Genomic DNA, 12845 nt, shown 5'->3' with positions numbered 1-12845 from the left:
AATAAGGCCTCCTTACTTAGGCTAAATAATTGGCAATCATTGGCAATATAATACCTGAGTCAGTTGGAAACGCATAAATTTGCGACTTAATGTCCGAACTTGTGTACTGCTGATTAATCACAGGAACCAGTGCATTAACAACCTCTGGGGCAAAATCACCGATTAAAGCTGCACCAACCAGCTGTTTGTTTTTATTCACTACGATTTTAATTGCTGCATGAACATCGTTTAGTGTCTGAAATCGCATAACTCTCCCATAAGGAATTTCATGAACTTGTAAGTTCTCATCCTTAGCCGCTTCGTCAATGGTTACCCCTATTTGTGCTACACGAGGCAATGTAAAAGCGATTGTTGGCACTACAGGATAATTTATGGGTTCCTGATTACCTAATAATACGCTAGCAATATAATTCGATTCAAAAGTAGCAGTTGGTGTTAATCTTGGTATTGCTTTAGAGATTACATCGCCGCTGGCGTAAATATTGTCAATAGAAGTTTGTAAATGATCGTTAACTAAAATACCTTGCTTATCATACAAAACATTAATGTCGTCTAAGGCTAATTCTTCAATATTGGGCACACGACCTGTTGTATCCATAACGTAGTCAACATAATAGGTTTCTCCCTGCGCTGTATCAACTTGATATTGCCCATTTTCAAGTAACGATACACTTGAAACAGCTTGGTTAAACGTAAAATGGATGCCTTTTTCGGTCATATCCTCGATGACCTTTTGAGAATAGACTTCATCAAATCCATTTAAAACATGGTTCCCGTATTCAATTAAAGTGACATCACTCCCAGCGGCATGTGCAATTGAAGCAAATTCCATCGCAATATAACCAGCGCCAACGAATAGAATTGACTTTGGCATATCAGGTAAGTTTAGAAAGTCTGTGCTGTCCTTCATAAACTCTGAACCAGAAATTGGTAGTTTTGCAGGTCGTTGACCAGTAGCAATCACAAATTTTTCAGCCTGATAAACTTGATCAGCAACAACAATTTTTTCGTTATTCAAAAATTTGGCGTGCCCATTAATAATGTCAATTCCATCAACAGACAGCATGTGTGCTAAACCGCCTGATAAAGGATCAATCACTTGGTGCTTATAAGCCATTAATTCTGGCCAAATGATGTTGGGCGTGTCATTAATTCCGATACCGTGGTAATGATTCAAATGATGCATCATTTCAGCTGGGCCATCTAACAGTATTTTGGCATTACAACCAAAATTTGTGCATGTACCAGCAACCTTGTTTTCTTCCACTAAGGCTACTTTTTTTCCTGAGCGAGCTAACGTTTGTGCCCCGTGCCATGCAGCATGACCACTACCAATAAAAATAACATCATAATTCATCTTCATACCTCTTTTTTTCTTGTATCATCTTTTTTAAGACCTGATTAAGCGCTTGATTTTCTCGTAATACCTCTTCAATTGGACGTCCACTTTGATGTATTAGGTTGTCACGCATAATTCTGATTTCATACAAAATGCGTTCAAAAGTAGTTACCTTCTGATCAGACATTTTTAAAACCTTGACGCGTCTGTCCTGTGAACTTTGCACCTTAATAATCCAAGACTTATTGACAAGTTTCTCAATTACAGGTGTCAATGTATTACTTGACAACTCAAGCTCGGCACCGATATCCATTAATTTCACCGAATTCTGTTTATAAATAATCAGTAAGCTCATATATTGCAAATATGATAAATCATATTTTTCTAGTACATAACCGTACAGATGATGAAAATAACGATTTGTATTATATATTGACAAGCACAATTCGTCGTAAAGATGTTCATCTTTATTCATATCGTAACCTCCTAAATAATATTATATCGCATACGATATATATTGCAAATAGTACACTTCAACTTTAAAAAAATGACTGATTATATGTTGTAGTTATTTGCCATATCATCAAAGAAAGCCTATAATACTTAAAAGATACTAAAAGTAACCTACACACTTTCAGTATCTTTTAAAATAAAAAGGATAATCATTATGTCTAGAAAATTATTAGAACAAAATGGCATCTGCCCTGTAGCAACGACTATTGACCTGCTCAGCAGCAAATGGAAGGTATTAATTATTCGTGATCTTTTACCTGGAACAAAACGTTTTTCAGAATTAAAAATTAGTGTGGCCGGTATTAGTCAAAAAATGTTAACGCAAAGTTTGAGAGAGATGGAAGAAGACGGTCTTGTTGTTCGTCAGGTCTTTGCTGTAGTACCTCTTAAAGTAGAGTATAGTTTATCAACCTTGGGACAAAGTATGCGTCCAGTTATTGATTCGATGGCTGACTGGGGTAGTTTCTATCTTGACGAAAATCCAGACAAAAGAAAAGCTTTGCTGGAACAATAAAATTAAAACATATACATTTTTCGGATGAATGTATATGCAAAATAAAAAGCAACTATTTTAAAGATAGTTGCTTTTTATTTTGCAATTTACTTAGTGACTGAAAAGCCACCTGTCCAGCCAATTTGTTCACTAGCTGCTAAGGTCATCTGTAGAAAACCAGTTGCTTCTAATTCACGAGCTCGATTAAGTTGACCCGCATCGAGAACATTTAAGTCGCTATCATTCAAAGCGTCGTTAAATAGCTTCTTTCCTTCATCATTTCCTGCCACCAAAACGGTTGTTGTATTTCCACCAATCGTTCCACTTTGTAGCGTAGCAGCAAAATTTGTATTAAATGCTTTAAGTACTATGCTATCTGGTAACTTATTTTGTAGTTCTTCTGCTGCTGAACTATCAGCGGGAACAACTAATTCATTCCATGTCTCAAAGTTCAAGGGATTTGTTATATCAACAACAACTTTTCCTTTTAATTCTTGTTTGTATTGTTGAGCGATTGTATCTAAAGCAGGATAAGGCACAGCCAAAATAACTAATTCACTAAGACTTGTCGCTGTATCCTCTGAAGTTAAATAGTTGACATCATTGCCAGCTTTTTCAAAATTAGCTCCGATTGCCTGTCCCATATTGCCTTTACCAAAAATTGTTACTTTCATGATGAAACCTCATTTCTATAATTATTTGTTTTGTTCACTACAATAACTATAGTACATTTGCGAACTGATTGATAGTAGGCAGTTTATAGTTATTTAGTATATAAAAGTAACTAACTGATAAATAAGCATTTATGGAGTTTTTTATCTGTTAATCCATAATACTATAACTATGTGGTATAATATAAACATGAAAAGAGCCATAGCGCAAACTATGACTCTCCAACAAACCCGTTTAGACGGTGGCTAAAGTTAATAATCTTGAATGACCATCAGCTCTGCCAAGCTAAGATGGTCATTTTTTATTGCTGTTTTTTATCAGCTCAACAACTAATCCGAGAAGCATTAGAACAAAAGTTCCAAAGCCTAACATTAGTTGCACAGCATCCGAAACGGACACTAGGCATCTCCTTTCCTAGAATCTGGGCCTCTAGCTTTTACACCATAAGCACCACCTCCATTCGGATAGCCACCATCTTAACTTGTTTGCTGATACTAGTATATCATATTCGCACAAAGTGAATTTTTGAAAACTGGCCATCTGATATCAGCTAGAATCAATGCTGCTTCTATTCAATATACTGTTTGTACCAATAAAAACTATCCTTTTTTATTCTCTTACCGCTGCCAATACCAAAATCATTTAAGTCAACATAAATTAGTCCATATCTTTTGTGCATTTGACCAGATCCAGAACTTACAATATCAATCGGAGACCAGTAAAAGTATCCAATGACATTAACGCCTTCCTGTATTGATAATTGTAACTGAGAAAGGTGTTTTCTTAGATAATCAATTCGATAAGAATCATGAATTTTCTTTTTACTAGATAATGTTTCTTCTGCTCCCAATCCATTTTCTAAAATCATAATTGGCATAGATGGATACTTGTCTGTATACCTCCGCAATGCAATACGTAAGCCAACTGGATCAATCCCCCATCCCCATTTCGTAGCTTTTAAGTGTTTATTGGATGTCTCATCGCGAATATTCCAGTCATTTATTTCAAATAAGGATGGCGTTGATTGATCAACAACCGTGGTTACATAATAACTAATTCCAAGAAAATCAATTGTATTATGCAATAATAGCCGTTGATCCTCCGCTGTAATGTCTAAATCAACACCATTTTTCTTGAAATAATTTAAAATAAATTTTGAATATCTTCCTCGTACCAGTACATCACTACAAAAATCTGATATCAAAATGGATTCTTGATTCGACAACACATCATTTGGTTCAGGGGATCTTGGATAAGATGTCATATCGTAAACACTAGCCCCAATTAAGACACTAGAATTCATTTGTTGTGCAATTTGTTTAACTTTTGCTGTCGCCACTAATTGGTGGTGCATGGCTTGAAACTTGTCGTGTTGGAACAATTCTTTTGATACATAATCATCTATTAGTAATCCCAACGCAGAAAACGGATCTGTTAACCCAGAATTGATTTGATTAAATGTAAGCCAATATTTAACTTCTGGAAATGCGTGCAGTAATGTTTGCACGTAGTTAGTATAAAAATCAATCAATTTTCGATTTTTCCAACCACCATAATTTGTAATTAGCTTAACGGGCATTTCATAATGTGAAATAGTGATTACTGGTTCAATGCCTAACAAACTAAGCTTATCGATCACCTTTTTATAAAAGGCTAGCCCCTGTTCATTAGGTGTCGTTTCATCCCCATTGGGAAAAATTCTAGACCATGCAATGGAAATACGTAATGAGTTAATGCCTAATTCTGAAATAAGTGCCAAATCCTCATCAAACTGGTTAAAAAAATCGATACCAGTTCTTCTCGGAAAATAACTGTTTTCATCAGCTAAGCAGTTATTCAGTTCAAATGAAGAAGTGATTTTAGACGACTTATTCAATGGAATAAGATCTGTTTGCGATACACCTTTGCCCGCGGATTTGTATCCGCCCTCGGCTTGATTCGCTGAAAATGAGCCACCCCATAAAAAGGATTGTGGGAAATGATTTTTACTCATGATTTTTCACTTCACTTTTCATAATAATTGACATTTTTTTGGCCATGTTTAACTCGCTCATTGTAATCATCAAAGAATCTTGCGCATGATTAAATAAAACAGAATATGGAATATGTGTACCCGACGCTTCTAAGCTCATATAACGACTTTGTATTTTGTGCGCATTATTTAATAGTGATTCGGCTTCATCTAATAAAGATCGCGTTTTAGAAAATTGATGCTGCGCGATTTTTTCTAGTGCTGTCATAATCAACTGTCTAGCATCTCCAGCCCATACAATGATTTGCATGGCATCATTTGTTAAATCATATTTGCTGTTCATATCCACTAGTTCTTTCTATTCTCCAACTCATTAGTTAACAGCTGGGCATCATAGTACTTAAAGAATGGATAATATATTGTCCAAGAAAGTATGAACAAAATGACAAATAATAATACGCCCTTAATGCCAGTGGTGATGTACGTTGAAACTGGGAATGGCAAATACCAAATCCAGAAGACTTTATCGGGAATTGGAACAATATTTAAACGCATCGCTGCACCAGCAACTGCTGGAATTAGAATACCATTCAACCACATCGGTATCATTAACAAAGGATTAAATGCAATAGGAGCTCCATAAACTAAGGGCTCATTAATATTGAGAATAGAAGCAGGAAAAGTTGCTCGACCAACTGCTTTTAGTTGTTGTGATTTTGAGAGAAATAGCATCATAATTGCTAAAGTAATCGTAAATCCAATTCCCCCTGCTGCAATAAATCCCGTATAAAAAACTTCTTGGGTTGTGATATTCACTGCTTTTAAGCCATGGGCAGCTAGTCGCTCATTCTCTGCGATACCGCTAAGCATAATAGGTAAAATAATTGGTGATAATGTCCACGTACTAATACCAAACGAATAAAATAAACTATATACAAATCCAATAACAATAAAGCCTATGTAGCTCTGACCAATGATTGATAATGGTGAAAAAAGTGAAGTAACAATTTTAAATGGGTCAATATTTTTAGCGGTTAAGCCTAACCACCCTATGAATATGATAAATGTTATTGGTATCAAAGAGTCAAATAGATTGACAATAAACTCTGGCATTAATGTATCTTTTTTAAAAAAAGAATATCTGCTAGTGAATAGTATTATTGCAGTTACTACTATTCCTGCGATAATGGACAAAAATAGTCCTGCAGAACCAAAGCGGCTGAGTTCAAACGTTACATGATTGCCTGAACCATCAAATTTTGGTTTGATGAGCATTAAGTATAATGCCAATGATGTAAAACTCGCTAACATCTTTTTATCGTTCTTTTTTTGTTGAAGAATATTATAGGGAATAAGGAAGGCGACAAAAAGTCCCACCATTCCAAATGTAAAGGTTGACATGTAGCCTAAATCAGGGATTAGATTAGCTTTAATATTATTTATTAAACTAATTACAGTAATTAACGACCCAATGATTATAAAGGATAAAATCAACGTAATGGATTTCTGAATACCTTGTATCCATGAATTTGAGGTAACATCGTTTACCTTTTTAATAAACTGACTATTTAAAATATTATTCATCATTATTCTTTCAAATTTTACATTTTTTGTATTTGGTTTAGGACTGCGTTGCCGTCTAAGAGTCCATAAACTTTTGAGGGAATCACAGCAACTTTTATATTACTGTTCGCTACTGACAATCGTATTTCACTTTCTGCATACTTTAATTGTGGTGAAATTAATAAATAATCGATACGATCAATGTATTCATCAATTTGAGTCATACTTGCCGCATGAACTTGACAAGCTTGCTGATTTTCATTTGATGCTTGACGAATTTTTTGAGCCATAAAGCTGCTTGAAGCACCTGTATTACATATCAACAGAATATTTTTGGTTGCCATTATTTTTTTCTTCCTAGATTCAAAAATTCGAATACTTAATTTTCGTTGCCCACTGTTGATTTCTCCCTAGCAAATCAATTTGGTTAAGAACTTCTCGTCTAAAGTTTTCCATGCCGTTTGTTAATGACAATGCTTTTTCAGCAGCTACATTGAGGTAGCTAATTGCAAATTGACTAGCAACCCACGGATCTTCACCGACCGCGAGAAGTGTAGTTATAATTGCGCCAACCATGTCTCCTGTCCCAACAAACTTATCCAATTCATCGACGCCATTGCTCAAAATAAGGTGTTTATCATTTTGAACAATGACATCCTTTTTCCCTGTTGCCACAAACACGGTATCGGCATACTCAGTTGTTATTTGTTTCAAAGACAAAATGAGATCTTTTAACGCCTGATCATGCTGATCAGAGCTAGCACCATCAATACCTTTTGCTAATGATGGTAAGCCGACAAATCTTCTGATTTCTGAAGTATTTCCTTTGATAACTGTTGGATGATTACGCGCCATAGCCATTCCTAACTTTGTTCGTTCATTAGTAATACCATAGCCTACCAGATCCACAACAGTCGGTTTTTTAGTCATATCTGCTAAAGAGCTAGCTTGACTGAGACTTTGTTCGTGTGACTCATTAAGTCGGCCCATGTTTAGTAGTAGAGCATCTGTTGACTGAAATAATGACGAAAATTCACGGGTATCACTACTCATGATAGGTTTACCACCAAGATACAATATAGTATTAGCCACCGTTTCTAACGTAATATCATTGGTTATGCAATGTACTAACGGTGCCTTTTGCAAAGGTAAAATTGATTTAATTTTTATTAATTCATTTTTCATAGCTATGCTACCCAACAAACATTCTCTGAATTTCTTTAAAAGAATTTATTTTTAGCAAATTTACTAAAACAAAATAAGCGATTACTGATCCAATTATGGTTGCACCCACAAAACGAGGTGTATACACAAACCAGTACAAGTTTTGTTGTTGTCCAGTAAACCAGACCATCACCGGAACTGAAATTAACGATCCTACAATTCCGGTCCCAAGAAATTCACCAAACATTGACCAATACATATTGCGGCCATACTTATACAAGATACCTGCACCGAAAGCACCAAAAATTGAACCAGTCAAAGCCAATGGGGGTATACCTAACATTAGCATTCTTATTATTCCAGTAACTACTGCCATAACAACTGCATATACTGGTCCTAGAATTACACCAGCAATAATATTCATGACACTGGACATTGGCGCCATACCTTCAATTCTAAAAATTGGAGATAACACGATATCTAGCGCTATCATAATTGTAACGACCATTATTTTTGTCAACTTAACATTTTTATTCATTATGATTTCCTTTTTAATATTCCATTGTGTTTTATATTTTAATTATTGTGTTGATTTCGATTAGAGCATAGTTAAACCACCATCTATGAACAGACATTGGCCGGTCATATTATTCGAAAGCTCTGAGGCCAGAAATACGGCTGAACCTGCCACATCCTCAGGAGTAGTTAAACGTTTAGTCGGTGTTTGCGCAATAAGTGCTTCCCGAATATCACGATGCGTGTACTTACTAGAAGCTGTTGGGTACGTCAATCCTGGTGCGATAGCATTTACTCGGATACCAAAAGCACCTAATTCACTAGCCATTGTACGTGTCAACCCAAGAACAGCAGATTTTCCGACAATGTAATCATGATAAGGGATTGCTGGAGACCTTATCAAATTACTGGTTATATTAATGATGCGACTGCTATTATTTGTTTTTAATCTTGATAAAGCACCTTGAGTAACGTTTAAAACTGCTTTTAAACTACCGTCGATTTGATTTTGGTAGTCACTCCACTTCAGTTGGTCTAACATTTTTCGATGCTTAGGATCAAATTGATATTGACTTAATGCATTGTTTACAATGATATCGATCGTACCAAAATTTTCAAAAATATCGTATAGCATGTTTTTCACTTGTTTTTCATCACGTACGTCACATGCTATGGCAATTGCTTGACCACCATCTGAAATAATTTCTGCAACAACTTCATCGGCCTTTTTAGTATTTTCCAGGTAATTGATAATGACAAAGGCACCTTGTTTGGCATACTCTTTGGCAATGGCTGCCCCAATTCCTCGACTGGCTCCCGTCACCAGTGCAACTTTGTTTTTTAATAGCATTTTTTATTCTCCTCACTCCACATCCGGATCAAACTTCTCACTAGAGAATTCTAAGCTCTGCTCAATGTCTGTAACACGAACTAAATCCAATAAGTTAAAGCGTCCATCATGGTGCCAGCCACTGGAAACGTGATTCATCTTTCCCAGCGCACTCATTCGATTAACACCCACTTTCCCTAACATATCTGCCAACGAGAACAAACGATTCGGAGAAATCGCAATTCCTGCTGACTGTAAATATTGCTGATACGGTATGAGTACAGATGGTAAATCTGTCAAATCATTAACAACAAAAATATGAATTGAACGATTCAAAGGCGAGGCGCTAAATCCGATATTATTATGTAAAATAATAGTCCATGCGGTACTATTGTCACTTCGAAATACTGAGGTTGCTCCGTTTTTTATAGACGTTATCTCAGCTTCTTGCCGCATTTTTTCAATAGCGATTTTATCTGATTCGTGTATCGGTGCACGAGGATATTTGATTTGATAGTTATTTAACTCATTGGACAGGATACTCGCAAACTCTTGAGGCGTTATTGCCCCACCTCTTTCAATGAAAATTGACTGCGGAGCTAGACAGCTTTGCTGATCATAGGTGGCAATGTCCTCAGCTAAGTCTTTAATGACTTGAGCATAATACTCTGGTGTCAACGTCTCCCTACCAACTATTGCCAAACCGATTTTGTATCCATAACTTAAAATCTTCTTATTTAATGGTGTTTTGCTTTTTACAGATGCAACCGCTTCTTTACCACCACACACAACAATAGTATCGGCCAAATTAAGACAGCGTGCCTCGAATTTTCCACCACTATGCCATGGTAGAATGGCAATCGTATTTGCCAATTTTGGATCAATTTCAGCTAACGTCTGAACAAATAAGGCTGGCATAATAGGCTCTGCAAAAGATGTTTTCCCCAGTGTTGGCGATTTTACAAGTAGTCCCATGATGAGTGTCCACAGTTGTATACCTGGCACATTACCGGAAAATATTTGGAATATTAAATCTGGTCCGTAAAATTTTGAAAATCCACCGGAAAGATTTGGTTGAAAATCATCCAACATTGCACCTGATTGTCCAAGTTCGCTATTCACAAATCGTTTTAACTCTTTCTTTCGAAATAAGCGAATAAAGTTTTTGAGCTCTAAACTAAATTGATCAGCGTCATAACCAGTTACCGCGGGGACTGCTTTTTCTGCTATTTTCCGAAGATGATACGATGGGTTAGTCCATTTTTCTGCTGCCCGAGCAATAATATCAATAATTTCATTCACTGTAAGATGCTTTAAATAATGATTACGGTTATGCGTTATTATTTTTGTAATCTCTTTTATTTCTTGTTCGGTTATTTTGGGATAACACAATACAAGATGATGTGTTTCATTTTCAACTACCTTTTCGGTTAAATCACCAAGGATAATGCTGTCTGGCGTGTAAAAAATATTAATTTTTGTCATTTCTTTATTGGACATTATTGACACCTTTATTGCAGTTGTAAAAGCTCATCAGCGGTGATGGAACAACCCTTAGCCACCGATCCTTTTGCTCTACCAATGATTGTGAATCCATAATTGTTTTTGATAACAATGTCTTCAGTTAGAATTGATACGCAGGAATCCCAATTAGCTAAGTCATAGTATGCCAATAGGCCACGTTGACCCTGTACAACAGGCTGTAACGTTTCAGTATCCAAGACCTGAGTTTTTACCCAAGCAGGTGCTATTTTATCAAAATAAACTGTTTTATTTTCTGAATGATCCATTAAATTTCGATCGTAACATTGAGAACTAATCTCTGTCATGCCGTACATATTTATAATTTGTTCGCGTGTCACCTTAAATGTGCTCTCCAAATCAGCATATAAGTCAGTCATACTCACTTCTTTTGACTTGCCCTTAAATCCACCAGTATCAAAAATAATGCTTTCTTTTGCCAGATTAAAGGATTGGTGATGTTGCTGTAAGTATGCCAATAGATGAACATAAGAAAACGAAGCACCCAAAAGTAATATGGGCTCATGATTTTTTTCTGCTTCTTGAAGAGCAACGATTAGTTCCGAATAGTTTAGTTGGTTATTTTCAAAAAAGATATGGCTATTTTCAGTACCAAATTCTCGTATAGCGGTTGATATATAGCGAGATAAAGAAGAGTTAGGGTTATCTGCCATACCCGGAAACAAAGAAAGTATTCTAATTTTATCCGTATTAGGCAAAACGTTTTTCTTGAATCCTGCCCGCATAGATTCTTCCCAAATATTTAAATTCGAGATATAATGTTTGCTTCTATGATTAATATTTGTTGTGCCACTCGAATAAAAAACATCCGCAGCTTGATTAATATCTTCGGTTGACAGAATTAATTCTTTGTACGCTTGAATCGGAATTAGCGGAACCTCGTGCCAGTTTTTTACAGTCAAGAGGTTTTTATGTCGTAATTGGGCAAATTTTTTATATGGTAAATTGTTTTGAAATTGATAAGCAAAAATGCGCATAGCTAGCTGATTGAAGTCCGATTCATATTGCTCTGTTTGATGATCCTTGTATTTATTAATGAAAGTTAAAATGTCGCTTTGAATTTTTTTAGATTTTTCAATCATGAGATCCCCTTATATTTTTTATCATTCGTGGTAAGTTAACCAAGGCAAACTGTAAGATGATGGCAGACAACGCACCGACTAATATGCTATTAGATAATAATTCACCTGTAACACCTGACCAGCCGGTTGCATAGTTGGGCAGAGCAATCGCTAGTATGATAGACAATCCAATAATCATGTTATTTTCATTGTTGTCAGGCGCTCTTTTCAAAATGTTGAATCCAGTCAGAATTAAAGTTGTTGCTGCGGGCAAAAATATGCCCCCAATCACTGGACTAGGCGTTATTGCCAAAAACGCACCAATTTTAGGAACAAAACCTAGTACGACAAACAAAATCCCTGCAATAATTACTGGTATTCTCGAAACATTGCCAGTTAAGTTTAAAATCCCTACATTCTGAGCAAAAGCAGTTGTTGGAAAGCCTCCGAACAAGGATGAAAACATTGATCCCGCAGATTCGCCAATTAGACCATTTTGAATGCGCCTTGGTGAAATATTTTCTTTTAAAGTATCGCCAGCTGCCTGATAGACACCTAAAGCCTCTACCACTGCAACCACATAGGCAACAAAGAATGTCAAAAACATGACCCAATTAAACTTTAGCGATCCATAAGGCAATAAATGAGGCATGCCAAACCATGATTTTGTTGATAATACGCTGTAATCTACGACACCTAACGAAACTGCTAGAATATCACCAACAATTAGCGCGATTAAAAAGGAAAAACGCTTCCAAAATCCCTTACCAAATATCGACAATAGAATGACAATAGTTGCTGTAGTAACAGACAAAATAAGTGTTGTTGGTGAAGAGAAACCTTTATCACCTGGATAACCACCTAAGAATTCAGATAGTGTGAATCCAGATAAAGAAATACCAACCAAAAATATTAGTGTTCCGGTAATTGCCGGTGTCAATAATTTGATTAGTTTATTGATAAGTCCTGTAACGGACAATAAAAATACAATGAGTGCACTCAGTAAAATTGAACCACTCGCCGTTGCTAACTGACCAGCTTTACCAGCATTAATCATTAACGCGTCAAAAGCAGCTGACGGCCCTTGAACAATAGGCAGCTTCGCTAATTTTGTTGCCTGTGTAAGCGTGACTAATCCTGAAACAATAAAAATCGTGTTCACAAGATTAGTTGATAAGTTC

The 12845-nt window shown here is 36.0% G+C and carries 15 protein-coding genes; 1 reads left to right on the top strand and 14 read right to left on the bottom strand.

Features of this window, described 5'->3' with window-relative positions:
* Positions 1–16: 16 nt before the first annotated feature.
* Both RHP56_RS04730 and RHP56_RS04725 read right to left on the bottom strand, forming a co-directional pair.
* Positions 17–1357: a dihydrolipoyl dehydrogenase family protein gene (locus RHP56_RS04730; RefSeq protein WP_102753682.1), complete on the bottom strand. Its 1341-nt coding sequence runs from the start codon at positions 1355–1357 to the stop codon at positions 17–19.
* Positions 1347–1814 (bottom strand): MarR family winged helix-turn-helix transcriptional regulator, encoded by a 468-nt coding sequence (locus tag RHP56_RS04725; protein WP_011679705.1) that lies wholly within the window; start codon positions 1812–1814, stop codon positions 1347–1349. Before RHP56_RS04725 ends, RHP56_RS04730 begins: the two co-directional genes overlap by 11 nt.
* A 192-nt stretch (positions 1815–2006) precedes the next feature.
* On the opposite strand from RHP56_RS04725, the gene RHP56_RS04720 reads away from it, so the two are divergent.
* Complete coding sequence (locus tag RHP56_RS04720; RefSeq protein WP_011679704.1) at positions 2007–2366, top strand: winged helix-turn-helix transcriptional regulator; 360 nt, start codon at positions 2007–2009, stop codon at positions 2364–2366.
* A gap of 86 nt (positions 2367–2452) precedes the next feature.
* On the opposite strand, the gene RHP56_RS04715 is transcribed toward RHP56_RS04720, so the two are convergent.
* The 12 genes from RHP56_RS04715 to RHP56_RS04660 form a co-directional block, all read right to left on the bottom strand.
* On the bottom strand, positions 2453–3019 hold the full coding sequence (locus RHP56_RS04715) for an NADPH-dependent F420 reductase (RefSeq protein ID WP_061514830.1): 567 nt from the start codon (positions 3017–3019) through the stop codon (positions 2453–2455).
* A 292-nt stretch (positions 3020–3311) separates the two neighbouring features.
* Entirely contained in the window at positions 3312–3416 is a 105-nt protein-coding gene (locus tag RHP56_RS04710; RefSeq protein WP_011679702.1) for a putative holin-like toxin, read from the bottom strand.
* Between the two features lie 169 nt (positions 3417–3585).
* Positions 3586–5010, bottom strand: coding sequence for a glycoside hydrolase family 1 protein (locus RHP56_RS04705; protein WP_102753795.1), 1425 nt, complete (start codon positions 5008–5010; stop codon positions 3586–3588).
* Complete coding sequence (locus RHP56_RS04700) at positions 5003–5332, bottom strand: PTS sugar transporter subunit IIA (protein ID WP_218925553.1); 330 nt, start codon at positions 5330–5332, stop codon at positions 5003–5005. The genes RHP56_RS04705 and RHP56_RS04700 overlap by 8 nt, the downstream gene beginning before the upstream one ends.
* Before the next feature lie 5 nt (positions 5333–5337).
* On the bottom strand, positions 5338–6576 hold the full coding sequence (locus RHP56_RS04695) for a PTS sugar transporter subunit IIC (RefSeq protein WP_242824528.1): 1239 nt from the start codon (positions 6574–6576) through the stop codon (positions 5338–5340).
* A gap of 14 nt (positions 6577–6590) precedes the next feature.
* Positions 6591–6896 carry a PTS sugar transporter subunit IIB gene (locus tag RHP56_RS04690; protein ID WP_011679698.1) on the bottom strand — a complete coding sequence of 102 codons (306 nt, stop codon included), beginning with the start codon at positions 6894–6896 and terminating at the stop codon, positions 6591–6593.
* A 19-nt stretch (positions 6897–6915) separates the two neighbouring features.
* On the bottom strand, positions 6916–7737 hold the full coding sequence (gene thiM / locus RHP56_RS04685; protein WP_011679697.1) for a hydroxyethylthiazole kinase: 822 nt from the start codon (positions 7735–7737) through the stop codon (positions 6916–6918).
* A gap of 7 nt (positions 7738–7744) precedes the next feature.
* Positions 7745–8254: an energy coupling factor transporter S component ThiW gene (thiW, locus tag RHP56_RS04680; RefSeq protein ID WP_011679696.1), complete on the bottom strand. Its 510-nt coding sequence runs from the start codon at positions 8252–8254 to the stop codon at positions 7745–7747.
* A 60-nt stretch (positions 8255–8314) separates the two neighbouring features.
* Positions 8315–9082, bottom strand: a complete 768-nt coding sequence (locus tag RHP56_RS04675; protein ID WP_025268063.1) for an SDR family oxidoreductase — start codon at positions 9080–9082, stop codon at positions 8315–8317.
* Positions 9083–9094: 12 nt separating this feature from the next.
* On the bottom strand, positions 9095–10561 hold the full coding sequence (locus tag RHP56_RS04670) for an acyl-CoA reductase (RefSeq protein ID WP_281446904.1): 1467 nt from the start codon (positions 10559–10561) through the stop codon (positions 9095–9097).
* A gap of 11 nt (positions 10562–10572) precedes the next feature.
* Positions 10573–11685: a LuxE/PaaK family acyltransferase gene (locus RHP56_RS04665; protein ID WP_102753521.1), complete on the bottom strand. Its 1113-nt coding sequence runs from the start codon at positions 11683–11685 to the stop codon at positions 10573–10575.
* Positions 11678–12826, bottom strand: coding sequence for a uracil-xanthine permease family protein (locus RHP56_RS04660; protein WP_462794744.1), 1149 nt, complete (start codon positions 12824–12826; stop codon positions 11678–11680). The genes RHP56_RS04665 and RHP56_RS04660 overlap by 8 nt, the downstream gene beginning before the upstream one ends.
* Positions 12827–12845: the final 19 nt, after the last annotated feature.

The sequence above is a fragment of the Leuconostoc sp. C5 genome, from assembly GCF_056530425.1.
Note: the sequence above shows the minus strand (reverse complement) of the source record. Positions and strands in the feature narration are given on the sequence as shown.

What these genes read in the sequence shown, in the direction of transcription:
- RHP56_RS04675 (WP_025268063.1), bottom strand. Translation starts at nt 9,082, where the DNA reads ATGCTATTAAAAAACAAAGTTGCACTGGTGACGGGAGCCAGTCGAGGA.
- RHP56_RS04705 (WP_102753795.1), bottom strand. Translation starts at nt 5,010, where the DNA reads ATGAGTAAAAATCATTTCCCACAATCCTTTTTATGGGGTGGCTCATTT.
- RHP56_RS04715 (WP_061514830.1), bottom strand. Translation starts at nt 3,019, where the DNA reads ATGAAAGTAACAATTTTTGGTAAAGGCAATATGGGACAGGCAATCGGA.
- RHP56_RS04720 (WP_011679704.1), top strand. Translation starts at nt 2,007, where the DNA reads ATGTCTAGAAAATTATTAGAACAAAATGGCATCTGCCCTGTAGCAACG.
- thiW (WP_011679696.1), bottom strand. Translation starts at nt 8,254, where the DNA reads ATGAATAAAAATGTTAAGTTGACAAAAATAATGGTCGTTACAATTATG.
- RHP56_RS04665 (WP_102753521.1), bottom strand. Translation starts at nt 11,685, where the DNA reads ATGATTGAAAAATCTAAAAAAATTCAAAGCGACATTTTAACTTTCATT.
- RHP56_RS04725 (WP_011679705.1), bottom strand. Translation starts at nt 1,814, where the DNA reads ATGAATAAAGATGAACATCTTTACGACGAATTGTGCTTGTCAATATAT.
- RHP56_RS04670 (WP_281446904.1), bottom strand. Translation starts at nt 10,561, where the DNA reads ATGTCCAATAAAGAAATGACAAAAATTAATATTTTTTACACGCCAGAC.
- RHP56_RS04700 (WP_218925553.1), bottom strand. Translation starts at nt 5,332, where the DNA reads ATGAACAGCAAATATGATTTAACAAATGATGCCATGCAAATCATTGTA.
- RHP56_RS04690 (WP_011679698.1), bottom strand. Translation starts at nt 6,896, where the DNA reads ATGGCAACCAAAAATATTCTGTTGATATGTAATACAGGTGCTTCAAGC.
- RHP56_RS04695 (WP_242824528.1), bottom strand. Translation starts at nt 6,576, where the DNA reads ATGATGAATAATATTTTAAATAGTCAGTTTATTAAAAAGGTAAACGAT.
- RHP56_RS04730 (WP_102753682.1), bottom strand. Translation starts at nt 1,357, where the DNA reads ATGAATTATGATGTTATTTTTATTGGTAGTGGTCATGCTGCATGGCAC.
- thiM (WP_011679697.1), bottom strand. Translation starts at nt 7,737, where the DNA reads ATGAAAAATGAATTAATAAAAATTAAATCAATTTTACCTTTGCAAAAG.